Here is a 16,760-nt window from a genome sequence, read left to right on the forward strand (position 1 = left end):
TGACCGCGCCTTATTAGCCGCACCGCTTGCCAGTGGGCAATTGCTGGCGCTGCTGCCCGATTACCAGCTAGCAGTGGGCCTACCTGTGTATGCCGTCTACCCCGCACGCGACTGGCTTCCCGCCAAAGTAACCGCCTTTGTTGAGTTTATCGTCAGCGAATTTGCCCCTAGATTGGCAGTGCCCCGATAGCGAAACCCAAATTAACTCGGTATCAAGGGGCATCATCTCTTGGGGGCGCTCTTGAAGGCACTGTTGATTCTTACAAGCCGCCATTTTCCATCATGGTGCGTATCACTCGGTTAAATGGCTCAATCCAATCTGAATCAAATTGCAGATCGGATGCGTTAACCTCGGCAATGGCGCGTAATACGGATTTGTTTTGCCCACGATGGCTGTGTTTTAGCATAACGGCCTCAAAAGCATCCACTAAGGCGATGATTTTTGCGCCTGGCACAATATCGTTGCCACTGAGTTTATTGGGGTAACCGGTGCCGTTGATGTTTTCGTGGTGCTGCAAACACATGGTTGATGCGTCGTGCCAGCCATCCATGCGGCTCAATAAACCGGCGGCCCAAGCAGGGTGATCAATCAGCTGGGCTCGCTCGGCATCGGTCATTCTGCCTACTTTTAGCCATAGCGATTCAGGCAAAAACATCATGCCAATATCGTGCATATAAACAGCCGCCTCTAGCTGGGTGCTAGAAACAACGCCGCCCGCGGCTTTATTTGTATTTAACGCTAATTGCAAATTACGTGCGGTGCGGCCACGGAACAAGGGTGAGCGCATTTCTAATTGCAGCGCCATATTGCGGAAAAAGCGCAAATCTTGGCTACGATCTTCATTAGAGCGCTCCACTTCATTACGTGAGCGATCAGGCATGACAATGACTGCTGCATGTTTAAAGCCTGTTACTGCTTCAATCAACCTAGCGCAAGCGGGATCAAGCTCCTCGGCTTGCAAGGTGGATAAGCCATCTAAGCCACGGGCTAGCGTGGGCAAGTGCAAACTGCTGGCGGAAGCATTATTGCTGAGTGATTCTACGGCTTGCTCTAGCCTATCTAAGGTAAGCAGCAGCACTTCAGAAAGCACCTCCGTGAGTTGAATTTCGCCTGCGCGCATTCTAGCCAGTAGTGTTTCTATTCCATGCACTAAGGGAATAACAAACTCGACTCGGCATAATCCAGCATCGCCTTTTATATTATGGAACGCGCGGAATAAATCAGAGATCAACATCATTTTTCCGGGGTCACGCTTAAGCTCGGCAATGATTTGCTCAATGCGCGGAGCTAAATCCGCTAGGCTTTCCCGAAAATCTTGGAAAGTGTTGATATCGTGTATTTTGGGAACGAGTAAGCTGTCGTAGTTCATGGCGAGCTCCTTGGGGCTTATATAGCTTAAGCATAAGTCGCCATTACTGCAGAAGATATTCAAATTTGGGCTTTAATCTGTGCAGCGGCAGTTTTAGCTTGTCTTTGCTGGGTAATATTCGCGGCGTAAGATGTTAATCCTGCAACGACGCAGTGGGCATCAGGATTTAGAATGACTACTGCTGAAACGGAATTTTTGCATTGAATTGATTTCGATGTTGTTTCATCTCTCTCCTCTGTATGTATTTACGCCACCGAATCGGTGGCGTTTTTTTTTGTCTTAAAGGGTACAATAGCAGATTGCTCTTAAGAAAAGTTTCACGACCATGACTGAATCCATCCGCTTATCCAAACGCATGACTGAACTTGGCATGTGTTCACGCCGCGAGGCCGACGAATTTATTGAACAAGGCTGGGTAAAAGTCGATGGCGTGGTGGTGGACACGCTGGGCAGCCGCGTTGTTCCAGAACAAAAAATTACCCTAGAGCGTCAAGCTACTTTATTTCAAGCCGAACGTGCCACCATCCTGATGCATAAGCCTGTTGGCTATGTCTCTGGCCCCGCCGAGCCAGGCGAGCGTCCAGCTTGGACATTGATCAAAGCTGAAACACGCTTTATTGCCGATAAATCGGGCATCGTGTTTCTAAAAAAACATATGCATAATCTGGCCCCTGCTGGCCGCCTAGATGTTGATTCGTCGGGCTTATTAGTGCTGACGCAAGATGGCCGTATCGCTAAAAAGCTGCTGTCAGATGTAGATGTAGAGCGCGAATACGTGGTGCAAGTTGAAGGCTTTTTATCCGATGAAGGCATGAAGCAGCTAAATAATGGCCTAAGCCTAGATGAAGAGCGCCTTAAGCCCACTAAGGTGAGCTGGCAGAGCGAAGACGCATTGCGTTTTGTATTGCGCGAAAACCGCCCGCGCCAAATTCGCCGCATGTGTGAATTAGTTGGCCTAAAAGTAATCGCCATTCGCCGCCTGCGCATTGGCCGCGTATCGCTATCTGATTTGCCTGTAGGCCAGTGGCGCTATTTGCGTATGGAAGAGCGGTTTTAAGCCACGTTAGGCCGTAAGCCCATGGTTTTGTAGGATGCCAAAAGCGCTGCGTGCGACGTTTACGTCGCCCAGCGAAAGCGCATTGCACCATTTTGTTTTGAATCATTGAGGGCAGACCACAATTAAATGTGGCCTGCCCTTATTTATTACGTTTATTAAAACTCGCCTCTTGCCTGATACATCGGCAGCAGCAGCTCTGCTGCTATCTCCGTAAATTTCTCATCGTTCAGCAGGCTTTGTCCGCGCCAAGCCATTTCATACCATGGCTCGCTTTCTTCCCCGCTAAAGCCGCGTAGGCTGTTGCCGTGCCAAGATTCAAAGGCGGCTTTCTTGGCTTTTTCACTAGAGCCGTCATCCTGACTAAGCGCTTCAGCATATTTGGCGCTGCTGCGGGTGGCAAAGGGTAGGCGCTCTGCTTGGCCTTGCCAATAGTATTGCAGCCATTTTTCTAGCTCTGTACTGGGGTTTTCTACCGCCCCAAAGCGCCAATGACCTTTTGGGCTGACGATGCGGGTTTCCAGTGCCACGCCATCAGGGCTGGCGAGGCACAGTGCTAGGTGTTTTAGCCAGCAGGCGATCAGCTCGATCGGTGAGCTGTGATCGGTCCAGATCATCACTTGGCCATTGGGGCGTAGCTGATGCAGGGCACCCGTCAAAATATGTCCAGATAGCTCAAAGCGGAAAGAATACGGCGCGAGGGGCACATCGCTGATCAGTGGTTCGGCAGTGTTATATAGCTTAATCATGGTGGCAGATTGCTTGGCGGCGCTGATATCGCCAAAGCCGCCGTGGGGTAGCAGGCCTGCGGCGCGGCCAGTGGCAATGGCGTCTGTGCTCCAGCCTTGCTCTAAGGATTGCCAAATCACGCTGTTTAGCTCGCTTTTGGCGGAGAAAGACAGGCTAAATGGCTCGTTGCCTTCAAACTCTACCGCCTCGGTGGCGAGGCGAATGCCGAGGCGATTTCTGAGCAAATAGCGGGTGGGGTTGCGCCAAAAAGACAGAAAATCGGCAAAGGCAATCGGCGCAAGCTCTGGCGGCGGCAAGGCCTCGCTCAGTACCGATAAGGGCGCGTTTTGTGCTTGGCCCAGTTGCGTGGCGGCGGCAAACCACAGCGGTGAATACGCTGCCAGCCGCTGGTCTTTGAAATAGCGCGGGCTAAAGGGCTGGAGCGGATGCTCGATAATCAGATGGCTAAGCAGGCGCTCCCGCTCTAAGCGCCGCCATTTTAGTGCCTCATTGCCCAAGGCAGGCATGGGGGCGGCGTCTGCCAGCACAAAGCTCTTGCTCACCGCATCAATTAAATCGGACACCACCACCGATGGCGGAATCACGCCATTATCTTGAATCCCACGCCCAACATAGCTGAGATACAGCACATCGCTGGCCGAAAGCAGGGTTTCTAAAAACAGATAGCGATCATCGGCACGGCGGGATCGATCGCCGTATTGAGGGTTGTGTGCCATCAAATCAAAGCCAGGCGGGCGTGATTCACGTGGGAAAGCGCCATCATTAAAGCCCAGCAGGGCAATCACTCTAAAGGGCAGGCAGCGCATCGGCACCATGGCGCAGAACGTGACCGCGCCGGTTAAAAATCCACCACTCGGAATCTTGCCGGATAGCGCACCATTCAGCCAGCTGCGCGGCACGGATAAATCCACCGCTGCAGCGTAGCCCGCCTCTTGGCTTTGCAGCGCGAATTCCATCACCTGCTCGCGCAGCTCGGCCATCAACACCACTTCATCATCGTCCGGCGCAAAGAGCATATCAATCAGAGCGATCAGCTTGATATGCCACTCTGCTGGGGTGTGCTCGCCAGATAGAGCCGTAGCTTGGGCAAACAGCGTTTCAGCAAAGGCCGCCAATCCAGCCGCCAGCTGAGCCTGATTGCCCGCCACGCCATTGCCCGGCAGAGTTCCGGCAAACAGCGGAGCCGCATGGTGAGCTACGCCAGCGGGCAGGGCAATACTAAGCAGCAATCTATCTAGGCCAAAGCGCCAAGTGTGCTCAAAAGTATTAGGTAGGCCTAGCTCGGCCTTATGCTCGCCATCTCGGCCCCAATGAATGCCCAGCTCATTGATCCAGCGATGAATGGTGGGCAGCTCGCTGGCGGGGATGTCAAAGCGGCGGGCAATAGCGGGAATATCCAGCAGCGCCATCATCCAATCGCTGGTAAACCGGCATTGCGGCAGGGTGAGTAGCTCTAAGAGCGCTTGGGCGAGTGGGGCGGAATCCCGCAGGCTGCGGTCGGCAATGGCAAAGGGCACGTGCGGGTTTGGGTTTTTGCGCTGATCTGTTGCGGTTTTCCGCTGATCTGTTCGACCAAACACCGCCTCAATATAAGGGATGTAATGTTCGATATCGGGCATCAAAACCACAATATCGGCGGGGCTTAAGCTGGTATCCCGTTCAAACAAGGCCAGTAGCTGATCGTGCAGTACTTCTACTTCGCGCATGGCCGAATGGCACACGTGGATTTGCAGCGATTTATCATCCAGCGCCACCCGCTGTGCGGTGTCGGGGCTGCGGGCCACCAGCTCTAGCACATCGCTTTTTAGCGTTTGCAGCAGTGTTTCATGGTTGCCAGGAAACGCTGTGAAATACTCCATCATTTCTGGCTCGGCAATCAGCTGGTTAAAAAACTCCCGTCCCTGCTTGCCCCACACCGCCAGTAGCGGATTGCCAACCTCCAGATATAAATCATCCGGATCATAGCCATCAGACAGCCGCGCTATTTCAGCCTGATCGCGAATCTCTCCCCATGGAATACTGCAAGGATTAAGCGCATGGATAAACACCTCGCAGCGCTTGGATAGCGCACGCAAAATCTCCATATACACCGGCGGCAGGCTAGAAATCCCAAACAGCGAAACGCGGCTGGGTAAATCTAAAGGGCGAGGGTCGAGCAGCCGCTTGTGGGTTGCCGCCAGCAGTGCGCCACGATGCCCGCCATCCACGCGAATATCCAGCTCATCTTTAGATAAATAACGCCACAGCGCCGCCTGCCAAGCTTCATCATCCCCCAGCCCCAAGCTCTGGTTTTTTTCCCAGGCCAGTAGCCAGTCGGCACGGTAAACCAGATATTGATCGAACACATCGGCAATCCGCGTGGCCAGCTCAAAGCGGCGAAAATCCCCGCCTTCACGTAGATAATTAAGCAATACCGGCGCATTGGGCTGCGAATCCAGCCAAGCCAGCACCCGCCAGCCCATAATCTCGCGTGAAAACGGCGATCTTTTCGGCAGTTGCCCACCCAGCGTGCGCTGCATTAAATCCCAGAAAAAAGAAGCCAACAGCGGATAGCCCATCTGCGCTGTCATGCCTTGCTTTTCCGCCAAACGAAAATTCAACCACCGCCCCATCCCCTTAGACTGCACCACAATCTTTTCCTGCTCAAAGGGAGACGCCAAAGGAGAAGTCTCTAACTGATGCGCCAGCGCCGCCAGCAGAACGTCGATACGGTTGGATTGGAATAGATGGAGCACTGGAAAACTCTTGGATGTGGGGGGAGTGAAATTGAGGGGGAGAAAAAACAGTATGTTTTTTAGTTTGTTGGGTCTCTTTGGATCAGTATATTTGTAACGTGATTTAGCTTGTTTTTAAGTGTTGAAATTCGGTTTAAAGTAACGGGAGATTCACCTTGAATATTTTGTTGTTGGCAGCACAAAAGCAAACTTTCGTTAAAGGCGAGCTGCGCTGCAATAGGGTTGTCGCTATCGCATTCAAGATTGCCTAGTGTTTCTAATAGTATGCATTGGTCTTCTAATATGGCGGAACTATCTCCGAAGTTTTCTCTGCGTTGTAAATTGGTTTGGAGGCTCTCATTAATAAGCGCTCGTGATGTAACAAAATCGCGGTTAATACGCGCTATTTCACCCAATGTAGATAGTGAAGTAGCTAGCTCGCGTAATGTCTCAGGTGTATCTCCTGTATTTTTTTTAATCTGGCGTCGCAGTTGTAGACTTTCTGTAAAAAGTTGAGTCGCTAAATGCAAGTTGTTTGAGTCAACCGCTAGATATCCCATCGCATCTAGTGAAATAGACAGATCATGTAAGGCTGTAGGCGTATCGCCTTGGGTTTTTCTAAGCTGTCTAGCTAGTAGTGTTCCTTCTTCGAATGCCTCTTGTGCTGCTTTATGATTGTTTCTGTTGTGTTCACACTCCCCTTTTTTACAGAGATTAATAGATAGGTCACGTAGTGTCGTAGGTAACTCACCTAGGCTTGCTCTAAGTTGGCGACATAGGCGAAGGCATTCATTGAAAATTTGTAATGCCGTATCCCAGTCACCACGGTCGCATTCGAGATCTCCAATTTTACTAAGTGAAACAGATAGCTGCCGTAATATCGAAGGGGTATCTCCGATAATTTCTCGTAATTGGCGATCTAATTTTAAACCTTCATATAAGGTGATTCGCGCTTTTTCAAGATCACCCTTCTTGCGCTCAATTTCTCCTAACTTATTGAGAAAGTTAGATAGGTCTTCCAAAACTGCTGGAGTATCTCCCTGTATCTGTCTTAGTTGATCGCATAAATTTAAACCCTCACTAATTAATTCATGGGCTATAGAAAATTTTTTTTCATCAAACTCAAGATTCCCTATACTGTTGAGAGAGATATATAAGCCTCGCAATATACTTGGATTATCTCCTTGAGTTTTTCTTAACTGGCGAATTAATTGTAAGCCCTCGTTATAAGCCGCTCGTGCTGCTGCCTCGTCTCGATTGCAATGCTCTATCTCACCAAGTAAGTTGAGTGTGGAGAATAGGTTATGTAATGTAGTTGGAGTGTTGCCAATTGTTTTATGTAGCAACCTGCAAAGGCTTAAACTTTCATTGATGTGAGTTTTTGCGGTAATTAAATTATTACAGTGCAGTTCAATTTCTGCTGATTTATTAAGACAAATTATTAGATTGACAAATGTTGTTGGGCTATCCCCTAGAACGTTTTTTAACTCTCGACTGTATAGAATTGCCTCGTCGATTAGATTTTTTGCGGTAATAAAATCACTATTACTGAGTTTTGCATCCGCTAAATCAACTAATGAGTTGATCAGTTTTTGTATTGCTTGAGGGTGGTTTTTTTTAGTGGTGACAACTAGTCGAGCTAATTCAACTGCTTCTTGTGCCTGAATAAGCTGGGTATGTAACTCTCCCATCTCTCGGGCGCGTTCACAATTTATACTGGCTTGTCTTTGTTGAAATTCAGCAGTACCACTATCAATTTCATCTAAAGCTGGAAACTCAATAATAACCTGCCTAATGCTCCATAAATCAGGCGCCCAAGTGACTAGCTCAGGTGCAAATTGCATAGGCAATTGTAGGAATAATGGCCGCTTGACTGTATTTTCTAATTGACTACGGCGTTTATTGAGTGCCGAGATGATCTCGCGCCGAGTTTCTTGCCATATTAAATCATAGGGGGCTATGGATAGCTCCAACCAGATTGGGGCATTGCTGGGCGTGGGTGATTCAAAGATACGGCTAAGCACTTGCTCAAGCGCAGTATTTGAATCTTCGGGTTTGATCCAGTCTATTGTGCCAGTTCGAGTGCGTACAAAGTCTTGCACTCGTTCTCTTAGTTTTGCTGAGGTGTGTGCATTATCTGCAAAAATTAAATAAAACCCAAAGCTGTTTTGCCATTCAAGTAATTGCTTTAGTTCGGCCCAAGTGGTTTCAAAATCTGCTTGACGATTAGACATGGTCGCGCACAATTGGGGATACTTGATACCAGATCGAGCCATTTTGGTAATCAAGAATAAGTGAGTGATCAAATAACCTGATAATAGGTGGTAAATCTTGCTCAAGATTTGAAATGTGTTGTGCCAGATTACCGCTTTTTTCGCGGCAAAGCTTTAGCCATTTTCTATCATCAGCATTTAGCCATTGCAAGGGTTTGCTTTCTTCTGCCAAGGCTTGTTTAACCGCTGGGGCATCAATATCTGTAATAGGTAATACCACGCGATTTAATGCAGCTTTGCTCGCTGTATGGCGTAGTAGTGAGAATAGGCGGCGCACATTCCCACCCGACATCCAGATTAGGTTTTCTAATACAGGCTGGCTAATAAGCAATTGCCAATCAGAAAAACGACGTTGAACAATATTCACCATACGGCTGATTCCATCGGCATTTCTATTGCAAATATTCTCTTCCCTTGGTTTATCCATTACTTTGAAGTTGGGTAAACAAAAGCTGTTAGAAAAACCGCTATCTACATTGGGTAATACAGCATGTAAATAGGGTGGTGCGGTGTAAATAACTGAAATCTCACCCAGTTGCAGGCGTGAAGGATCGTTATAAAATATTTCGCGTAAAGAGTTAAATAGGTCTTGCTCAAATCCGCTAGGGGCAGATAACCGTTCTAGTGAATCAACCACTAAAACAATTTTTGTCGCATTTGTTTTATTACGAATAGCCTTTGCAAGCTCGAGCGCATATTGCTGAGCTTGCAGGAAAAACTCACCGGAATCACGTACAAATTTGATAAGGTTTTTTTTGAAATCTGGGTTGTCTTGCAAGGCAAATTCAACTTCGGCTTCAACACCTGCAATAGAAGTTTTTAATTTAGGTTTGAGTGTGACATCCGAGCCTAATAATTGCCTTGTTCTGTCCCAAATCGTTTCTTTTAAAATATCATGGCCGTGTTTTTTTCTGATTGCATCGGATAAACCTGCCAGTGCCGTTAAAACAAGCTCTGCTTGGCTGAGGTTAGGGTCAGTTAAATCAAGATAGCTACTGGCATCACAATAAAATGCAGCAATACCTGCGTTTTCTAATTCAGTAATTAGACGGTTAAGTTCTGTTGTTTTTCCAACACCTCGCAGGCCAGTAAAGAGATAGCTTCCTGCTTGCTCTTCCCATTCGATGGCTTGTTGAATATTCATGACAGGATCGTGAGCATCATCGTCGCTTCGATTGACATAATAGCTGCTTTCATCTGTACCACCTGAGGCGGACATCGGAAAGGCATTAAAGAATGCTTTGGCCAATTGATTTGTGTTCTGGGAGCTCATTTTATCTTGCCTCTATTTGAACCGTATTGATGGGTCAAATCATATATTAATCAATAATCGTCATGCGAATGCTGGTCTACAACACACTACATCATGCCATACAAGCCCTATACGCAGCCAGATTGTGCTGGTTAATACTCGACTACTCCTCTTGGATTGGCTCTGTTTTTTATGGTGCTTGTAATTAATATATGCCGTTATTCTTTAGCTGTTTAGCATTATGAGGAATTATATTTACGAGAGATTAAATATTTTTATGTACGATTTTCCTTCTAAACTAAACCCAAACTCCCTCCATTAGCTGACGCCACCCGTGCCGATTTGTTTACCCATCTGGCTACGATGGAGAAAGCTGGCTTGCCGGTGGCGCAGGCATTTTTGTCGCTGCGGCTGACAAAATCGGCCCAGCCACGGGTGGATGAGGCGCGTAAGTGGTTGGGGCGGGGTAAGGATGTGGCGGCGGCAGGGCGGATGGCGGGCTTGTTTAGCGAGCTGGAGGCGGATTTGCTGCATGTGGCGATCTCTGCGGGCAGCCCAGTGCTCACTTACTTTCGTTTGGCGGAACGCTATACGCTTAAAGCCAAATTAAGTAAGCAGATGCGTTCCAAAATGCTGCTGCCTATCGTGGTTTTTGTGCTGGCGCTGTTGGTGCAGCCGCTGCCAAGTTTGGTTTTAGGCACGCTTAGCCCAGCGGCTTATTTATGGGCTTGCCTGCGGCCGCTGCTGTTTTTTACCAGCGTATATGGATTGTTTAAGGGGATGGCTGATTGGTTGGAAGTCAGCGGGCCTTCTATGTTGCGCCAGCGGATTGAAACGCTGTTGATTAATATGCCACTGTTTGGCCCTATGCATGTGCGGCGAAATGCGCGGGACTTTTTTGAGAGCATGGCGCTGATGCTGGAAGCGGGGCTGCCGATGTTTGATGCCCTGCCTAAGGCGAACCGAGCGATTCATAATCAGCTGATCCGCAGCGAATACAGCCGTATTTTGCCCAAAATGCAGCGCGGGGATAGCCTAGCCAAAGCTCTAGACCAGCAGATTTTTTTGGGTGAGGAGCGGGTGATTGGCTTTGTGCAAACAGGGGAAGCTAGCGGCACTTTGCCAGAAATGCTGTTGCGGCATGTAAATATAGAAAGCGAGCATATCGCTGATTTTCAAAGCAAAGTGGCTGAGTGGTTCCCGCGCATTGTGTACGGCTTGCTGATGCTGTGGATGGCTTATGGCATGCTGGCAGGGAATGGCGCTGTTGTGCCAGAGATGCCTGCGGATCTGTAGGCTGTATGTAATTTTTTGTGGTTTTTTTGACAAATTTTTGACTTATTTGTTTGACTTGTTTGTAAGTAAAAGCTATGATCCGCGCTCTTGACGGAGAGTTGGCCGAGTGGTCGAAGGCACTCCCCTGCTAAGGGAGCATACGGGCAAAACCTGTATCGAGGGTTCGAATCCCTTGCTCTCCGCCAGGTACCCCATTAATCGCCTAGGTTGGTGGGAAATAATTTAGATTCAATGCATGTCGCCCTTGTTGATCAAGGGTTTTTTTTCGTCTGGACTTTGCTCAAGGTCGGTGTTTATTCTGTGCAATATTCTTTGTTTATCTGATACAAGCTCGGGCAAAAACTGTTTTAAGTCAGATATATTCTTGCTAGACCACCTAGGTATTTGCTGACTGCTAGAATAAGCAAATAGGAGGGTTTATGACGGCATCCTTTGATTTTAATCGCTCACCTTTTAGTAGCTTGACTGCAGCTGAGCGCGATCGCTTGTCAGCTGCGCTGGATATTAGTTATTTTGCGGCGGGTCATTTTATTCAGCAGCTGGGGCAGCAGGTGGATGCGCTGCTGGTGGTGATGAAAGGGTTGGTCAGTGAAGAGGGCACAGGGGATGAGGCGGTTTTTTACGGCGCTTTTGATGTGCTGGATAGCAAATCACTGCTCAGTGCCAAGGCTTGCGGCACTTTGCGGGCGGTAGAGGACACGCTGCTCTGGCATATTAAACGCGATGTGGTGATGCAAATCAGCGATGCTAATCGCCAGTTTGCGGCGTTTTTTTATGCCGATGTGGCCCGCAAGCTGGCGGCGCTAGATCGCCCAGTACAAGAGCTGCAGCCACGGGTGGGCGATGCCGTGCTGCACCCACCTTGCTGGTTGGCAGAAAGCGCCAGCGTGCTGGATGCCGCAAAGCTAATGAAAAGAACGCACAGCCGTGCGGTGCTGGTGCAAGAAGCTGCGGGCGTGGGGATTTTTACTCAAAGTGATTTACGCAATGTGGTGGCAGATGGGCTGGATGCGCAGCATGAAGCCATTTATCGCCATATCAGTCGCCAGCTGATTTGTGTAAAGGCCGAAGACGATCTGCATCACGCCATGCTGCTGATGATGCGTCATTCAGTGCAAAGGCTGATTGTGCAGCAAGACGAGCAGATTTGCGGCGTGCTAGAGCAGATTGATCTGATGTCGGCGCTGGCCAATAATCCACGCAGCATTACCGCCCAAATTGGCCGCGCCCAGCATCCTAGTGCATTACTGGCTGCGGTTAAAAGCACGCAGCAGCTGATTATTTCTCTAAACCGTAGCGGTATGAAGATCACTTTGTTGGCCGAGCTGCTGGCCGAAATTCGCCATCGCTTATTTAGTAAGCTTTTTAGCCTGCTGGCTCCGCCGGAGATGCTGTCGCATGTGTGCCTGCTGGTTTTAGGCTCGGAAGGGCGAGGCGAGCAGATTTTAAATACCGATCAGGATAATGCGCTGATTATTGCCGATGGTTATCAGCATCCCGATTTGCAGCGGGTCTGCAATGATTTTACCGCTCACTTAATTGAATTAGGCTACCCGCCTTGCCCCGGCGAGGTGATGATTTCTAATCCCATTTGGCGGCAAAGCGTGACGGCTTATAAGCGGCAAATGGATGAATGGAGCCGCTCTGCCAGTAGTGAAAACGTGATGAATATGGCGATCTGGCAGGATGCTCGGCCTGTTTGTGGGCAGAGTGCTTTATTTGATGAGTTAGGCGATTATTTAACTGATGGCGTGGCAGATAGCGCGGCTTTTTTATCCCGCTTTGCATTTCCTGTAGAGCAATTTGCCACGCCAATTAATTTGTTTTCTCGCTTAATTATCCACGCTGGTGCGGATAAAAACTGCTTAGATTTAAAAAAAGGCGGTATTTTTCCATTGGTGCATGGCGTACGCAGCTTGGCTTTGCAATATCAAATTAAAGAATCAAATAGCTATCGGCGGATTCAATGCTTGATTGCGCTAGGGCATTTAAACGAGAGTTTTGGCCGTGATATGAGCGAATCTTTGGCGTTTTTACAGGGTTTGCAGCTTAAATTAGGGTTGGCTAGGCTGGCGGTGGATAAGCCGGTCGATAATCTGCTTGATCCAGCACAGCTCACCACCTTAGAGCGAGAGCTGCTTAAAGATACGCTTAGGGTGGTGAAGCAATTTCGCCAACTGATCAGCCATCACTTTAAGCTAGGCATGCTATGAATTGGCTGCAAAACGGGGTGCAGAAGTGGCGCAGATTGCGCGCGCTGGCTGGCTTACGTGATCCGCAATTTGCATTTTTATGGGATCAGCCACCGGCTGGAGAGTACGTTAGCTTAGATTGTGAAATGAGCTGCTTAGACCCTAAGCTGGCCGAGATTATCAGCATTGCGGCGATTCTGATTAAGGATCAGCGCATTTTGCTTTCAGAAACATGGACGGTTCTAGTTAAGCCCGCTGGGCAAATCAACCCCGCCAGTATTCCCGTGCACGGTTTACGCCACCAAGATGTGCAAGATGGCCTAGCACTTGCAGATGCCTTGGCGCAGCTACTGTATTTTATCGGCCCAAGGCCTATCGTGGGCTATTACCTAGAGTTTGATCTGGCGGTGATTAATCGCAGCTTAAAGCTGGGCGTGGCGCTGCCGAATCAGGCGATAGATATTTCTGGGTTATTTTATGACCGCATGGTGAGCGCGCATCGCCCTGAGGTGGATCTAAGCCTTAGCCATATCTTGCACAGCTTAGATATCCCAGACCTGCCTAGGCATAACCCAGTTAACGACGCGCTTTTGGCCGCAATGGCGTTTTTAAAGTTGCGGGCTTAGGCATAAGTATCTACACAATTCCTGTAGAAGAAAAAGGTCATCGTAGGGTGGGTTACGGCCGGATGCGGTAGCGCCTATATTTAGTGCATTTTCTAGCCCAACCCACCCTAAAAAACCATGCGCCAGCTAGCGCTTATTTCCACATATTTAAGGTCTTAGCCAGATATTGCCCAGTATGGCTTTCGGTGCATGCGGCTAGCTCTTCTGGTGTTCCACTCATCAGGATACGCCCACCACCCGCGCCGCCTTCAGGGCCTAGATCGATCACCCAGTCTGCAGTTTTCACTACATCCAGATTATGCTCAATCACCACTACGGTATTACCGTGCTCACGCAGGCGATGCAGCACTGCCAGCAGTTGGTCGATATCGTGGAAATGCAAACCTGTGGTTGGCTCATCAAGGATATACAGCGTGCGGCCGGTATCGCGTTTGGATAGCTCCAGTGCCAGCTTCACGCGCTGTGCTTCGCCGCCAGAAAGCGTGGTAGCGCTTTGGCCTAAGCGGATGTAGTCCAAACCTACATCGGTCAGTGTTTTAAGCTTACGCGCCACCGTAGGTACGGCGGCAAAGAACTCCAGCGCCTGCTCTACCGTCATCCCCAATACTTCGGTGATGTTTTTGCCCTTGTATTGTACTTCCAGCGTTTCGCGGTTATAGCGTTTGCCGTGGCAAACATCGCAAGGCACATACACGTCTGGCAGAAAGTGCATTTCTACCTTGAGTACGCCATCGCCCTGACACGCTTCGCAGCGGCCGCCTTTCACATTAAAGCTAAAGCGCCCAGGCCCGTAGCCGCGTTCACGGCTGGTGGGTACACCGGCAAATAGCTCACGAATCGGCGTAAACATGCCGGTATAGGTGGCTGGATTAGAGCGCGGGGTACGGCCAATTGGCGATTGATCGACGTTAATCACTTTATCAAAGTGCTCTAAGCCCGTGATGCTTTCAAACGGTGCAGGCTCACCCGATGCGCCGTTGAGTTCTTTCGCGGCGATGGTGTAAAGCGTGTCGTTGATCAGCGTAGATTTACCCGAGCCTGATACACCGGTGATGCAAACAAACAAGCCTACCGGCAGCTTAAGCTCAACTTGTTTCAGGTTATTACCCGAAGCGCCTTTCAGCGACAGCCATTTTTCTGGGTCTGGGCTGCGGCGAACTTCTGGGATCGCAATTTTGCGCGCTCCCGATAAAAACTGCCCAGTGATCGAGCGTGGCTCGTTCATGATGTCTTCTGGCGTACCCGCTGCCACTACTTCACCGCCATGTACACCTGCGCCTGGGCCCATATCAACCAGATAATCGGCCATACGGATTGCGTCTTCATCGTGCTCAACCACAATCACGGTGTTGTCCAAGTCGCGCAGATGGCGCAGCGTGCCCAGCAGGCGGTCGTTATCGCGCTGATGCAGGCCAATGGATGGCTCGTCCAGTACATACATCACGCCGGTCAGGCCAGAGCCAATCTGGCTAGCAAGGCGAATTCGCTGTGCTTCACCACCGGATAGCGTGTCGGCGCTGCGATCCAAGCTGAGGTAATCCAAGCCAACGTTGACCAAAAAGCCCAAGCGTTCGCGAATTTCTTTCACAATTTTTTCAGCAATTTGCCCCTTAGCGCCTGTGAGCGTAAGGGCCGCAAAATAGCCTGCGGTTTCTTTCAAGGCCATTTTGCTGACTTCGTGCAGATTACATTCGCCAACGCGCACATTACGCGCTTCAATCCGCAGCCTTGCGCCTTCGCAATGCGGACAGGGCTGGTTGTTTTGATACTTGGCTAATTCTTCACGCACCGCCATCGAGTCGGTTTCGACGTAGCGGCGTTCCAGATTGGGGATAATCCCTTCAAAGGCATGCGAGCGCGATACTTTATTGCCGCGCTCGTTCATATAGGTGAAAGCAATTTCCTCAGTGCCTGAGCCGTGCAATACCGCTTGCTGCACTTCGGCAGTCAGCTCTGTCCATGCTTCACTGACATCAAAGCCATAGTGCTCAGAAATACTGGTCAGCATCTGGAAGTAAAATTGATTACGTTTATCCCAGCCCTTAATCGCCCCTGCCGCTAGGCTTAAATCGGGGTGAGCCACTACGCGCTTAGGATCAAAGAAAGTGATCTGGCCAAGGCCTTCGCACTTTGGGCAAGCGCCCATCGGATTATTAAACGAGAACAGGCGAGGTTCTAGCTCTGGCAGGCTGTAGCTACAAATTGGGCAGGCAAACTTGGCGGAGAACCAGTGCTCTTTACCGCTATCCATTTCTAGCGCAATTGCACGGCCTTCGGCGTGGCGCAGCGCGGTTTCAAAGGATTCGGCCAGACGCTGCTTGATGTCTTCGCGCACTTTTAGCCGGTCAACCACCACTTCGATGGTGTGCTTTTTGTTTTTATCTAGCTTAGGCGTTTCTTCTAGCTCGCAGATTTCGCCGTCCACGCGAACTCGCACAAAGCCTTGCGCACGCAGCTCGTCAAATAGATCAACGTTTTCGCCTTTTTTACCGACCACTACTGGTGCCAGAATCATCAGCTTGGTTTCTTCCGGCAGGGCTAAGACGTGATCGACCATCTGGCTAACGGTTTGCGATTGCAGTGGCTGCTTATGCTCGGGGCAGTAGGGCGTGCCGACGCGGGCAAATAACAGCCGCAGATAATCGTGGATCTCGGTGACTGTGCCAACGGTGGAGCGCGGATTATGACTGGTGGCTTTTTGCTCGATGGAGATCGCTGGGCTGAGGCCCTCGATCAGATCGACATCGGGTTTTTCCATCAATTGTAAAAATTGCCGCGCATAAGCCGACAGCGATTCTACATAGCGACGCTGCCCTTCGGCGTAGAGCGTATCAAACGCCAAAGACGATTTGCCCGAGCCGGAAAGCCCCGTAATCACAACTAAACTGCCGCGTGGCAGGTCGAGATTAACGTTTTTTAAATTGTGCGTGCGAGCGCCGCGAATGCGAATTTGCGGGGCTTCGGATGATTCGATACGACGGTACGACATAAAGGCCGGTATCTGCAGTAAAGAGGAATCGGATAATATACCGGACTTTCCTGTCAAAAGTGCGTTGGAAGCATTTACTTGACCATTACATTTGTATCTTTAATGCTTATTGCAAAGCTTATTTTTCTACGAAAAACACGAAAAGCACTAAAAACGGCGTGAATCCACTGAATAAGTGGATGATCTGTGGTCTGTTCGTAATTTTCGTGTTTTTCGTGGATAAAAACAGTTTTTTTGCCCCCGA

General features: G+C 49.5%; 9 protein-coding genes, 1 tRNA gene and 1 pseudogene. 6 read left to right on the forward strand and 5 right to left on the reverse strand.

Annotated elements, in window-relative coordinates:
- Positions 1–190 (forward strand): annotated as a pseudogene (locus Q0R17_RS00460) (hypothetical protein); the annotation flags it as partial.
- A gap of 70 nt (positions 191–260) precedes the next feature.
- Here the strand turns inward: Q0R17_RS00460 and Q0R17_RS00465 are convergent.
- Positions 261–1,370 carry an HD-GYP domain-containing protein gene (locus Q0R17_RS00465; RefSeq protein WP_293930960.1) on the reverse strand — a complete coding sequence of 370 codons (1,110 nt, stop codon included), beginning with the start codon at positions 1,368–1,370 and terminating at the stop codon, positions 261–263.
- 325 nt (positions 1,371–1,695) lie between these two features.
- Between Q0R17_RS00465 and Q0R17_RS00470 the strand changes: the two genes are divergently transcribed.
- Positions 1,696–2,427, forward strand: coding sequence for a pseudouridine synthase (locus tag Q0R17_RS00470; protein WP_293930962.1), 732 nt, complete (start codon positions 1,696–1,698; stop codon positions 2,425–2,427).
- Positions 2,428–2,582: 155 nt separating this feature from the next.
- Here Q0R17_RS00470 and recC read toward each other — a convergent pair whose 3' ends face one another.
- From recC to Q0R17_RS00485, 3 genes are read right to left on the reverse strand one after another with little or no spacing between them, the layout of a single operon-like run.
- A complete protein-coding gene (recC, locus tag Q0R17_RS00475) occupies positions 2,583–5,909 on the reverse strand; it encodes an exodeoxyribonuclease V subunit gamma (protein ID WP_293930964.1) in 3,327 nt (1,108 codons plus the stop codon).
- A gap of 59 nt (positions 5,910–5,968) precedes the next feature.
- The gene (locus tag Q0R17_RS00480) at positions 5,969–8,122 is read right to left on the reverse strand and encodes a tetratricopeptide repeat protein (protein WP_293930966.1); all 2,154 of its coding nucleotides are present in this window, start codon (positions 8,120–8,122) and stop codon (positions 5,969–5,971) included.
- Positions 8,115–9,434 carry an AAA family ATPase gene (locus Q0R17_RS00485; protein ID WP_293930968.1) on the reverse strand — a complete coding sequence of 440 codons (1,320 nt, stop codon included), beginning with the start codon at positions 9,432–9,434 and terminating at the stop codon, positions 8,115–8,117. The genes Q0R17_RS00480 and Q0R17_RS00485 overlap by 8 nt, the downstream gene beginning before the upstream one ends.
- 321 nt (positions 9,435–9,755) lie before the next feature.
- On the opposite strand from Q0R17_RS00485, the gene Q0R17_RS00490 reads away from it, so the two are divergent.
- The 4 genes from Q0R17_RS00490 (at position 9,756) to Q0R17_RS00505 (ending at position 13,527) form a co-directional block, all read left to right on the forward strand.
- On the forward strand, positions 9,756–10,709 hold the full coding sequence (locus Q0R17_RS00490) for a type II secretion system F family protein (RefSeq protein ID WP_293930970.1): 954 nt from the start codon (positions 9,756–9,758) through the stop codon (positions 10,707–10,709).
- 92 nt (positions 10,710–10,801) lie between these two features.
- Positions 10,802–10,894, forward strand: a tRNA-Ser gene (locus Q0R17_RS00495).
- A 234-nt stretch (positions 10,895–11,128) separates the two neighbouring features.
- The gene (locus tag Q0R17_RS00500) at positions 11,129–12,922 is read left to right on the forward strand and encodes a putative nucleotidyltransferase substrate binding domain-containing protein (RefSeq protein ID WP_293930972.1); all 1,794 of its coding nucleotides are present in this window, start codon (positions 11,129–11,131) and stop codon (positions 12,920–12,922) included.
- Entirely contained in the window at positions 12,919–13,527 is a 609-nt protein-coding gene (locus Q0R17_RS00505) for a 3'-5' exonuclease (protein ID WP_293930974.1), read from the forward strand. Before Q0R17_RS00500 ends, Q0R17_RS00505 begins: the two co-directional genes overlap by 4 nt.
- Before the next feature lie 133 nt (positions 13,528–13,660).
- On the opposite strand, the gene uvrA is transcribed toward Q0R17_RS00505, so the two are convergent.
- The gene (gene uvrA, locus Q0R17_RS00510) at positions 13,661–16,516 is read right to left on the reverse strand and encodes an excinuclease ABC subunit UvrA (protein ID WP_293930976.1); all 2,856 of its coding nucleotides are present in this window, start codon (positions 16,514–16,516) and stop codon (positions 13,661–13,663) included.
- Positions 16,517–16,760: the final 244 nt, after the last annotated feature.

Source organism: Iodobacter sp., from assembly GCF_025352645.1.
GTDB lineage: Bacteria > Pseudomonadota > Gammaproteobacteria > Burkholderiales > Chitinibacteraceae > Iodobacter.

What these genes read in the sequence shown, in the direction of transcription:
- uvrA (WP_293930976.1), bottom strand. Translation starts at nt 16,516, where the DNA reads ATGTCGTACCGTCGTATCGAATCATCCGAAGCCCCGCAAATTCGCATT.
- Q0R17_RS00485 (WP_293930968.1), bottom strand. Translation starts at nt 9,434, where the DNA reads ATGAGCTCCCAGAACACAAATCAATTGGCCAAAGCATTCTTTAATGCC.
- Q0R17_RS00500 (WP_293930972.1), top strand. Translation starts at nt 11,129, where the DNA reads ATGACGGCATCCTTTGATTTTAATCGCTCACCTTTTAGTAGCTTGACT.
- Q0R17_RS00505 (WP_293930974.1), top strand. Translation starts at nt 12,919, where the DNA reads ATGAATTGGCTGCAAAACGGGGTGCAGAAGTGGCGCAGATTGCGCGCG.
- Q0R17_RS00465 (WP_293930960.1), bottom strand. Translation starts at nt 1,370, where the DNA reads ATGAACTACGACAGCTTACTCGTTCCCAAAATACACGATATCAACACT.
- Q0R17_RS00480 (WP_293930966.1), bottom strand. Translation starts at nt 8,122, where the DNA reads ATGTCTAATCGTCAAGCAGATTTTGAAACCACTTGGGCCGAACTAAAG.
- Q0R17_RS00470 (WP_293930962.1), top strand. Translation starts at nt 1,696, where the DNA reads ATGACTGAATCCATCCGCTTATCCAAACGCATGACTGAACTTGGCATG.